The 592-nt window shown below is 27.0% G+C and carries 1 pseudogene; it reads right to left on the bottom strand.

The features are described from left to right. Positions 1 to 592: pseudogene (locus tag CP960_RS13820) on the bottom strand (sensor histidine kinase); the annotation flags it as partial.

Here is a 592-nt window from a genome sequence, read left to right as displayed (position 1 = left end):
GTAAACTGCATTATATGTTCATGGTCTAATGCTAAACTTACATATCCTACTTTTTTATCATCTTTATATACTGGCGTTACAAATCTTATTATCCCTTCAAACCTCTTCCCATTTGGATTCTCTTTTCCTGCATAGGCTTGTTCTTCTGCTTTAAATGCTATATTCGCTTCTTTGGCTTTTCTTTTTGTAAATGTTCCTATTACATTTGTTTTTACACTCTGTCCTATTACATCACTTACGTATATTTGCCCTTTTTTTAAATCTTTTATCTTTTTATAATACTCTTCTGAGTTTACATATGTATTCTTCTTTTTTGATATATCTAATAACTTCTTATTTATTTGCGATACTTTATATATCTCTTTGCCTTTTATATCAAAATAGTTTATCTCTTTATATATTGGTATTTTTACTCTTTTTAATTCCAAGGGGTCTGTATAATTAAACTCCTTCTCATTATCTTTTAGTTGGGCTTTTTCTTCTCTTATTTTTTTATTTATTCTCTTTTTATCTCTTTTCCAACTATTTGTTCTTTCATCATAATAGTACTTCTCATGTACTATTATCTCTCTTTGTTTGCTTTTATAAAACT

The organism is Malaciobacter halophilus (assembly GCF_002837275.1).
Lineage (GTDB): Bacteria > Campylobacterota > Campylobacteria > Campylobacterales > Arcobacteraceae > Malaciobacter > Malaciobacter halophilus.
The sequence above is the reverse complement of the archived record's forward strand: the minus strand, read 5'-3'. Positions and strand labels throughout refer to the sequence as shown.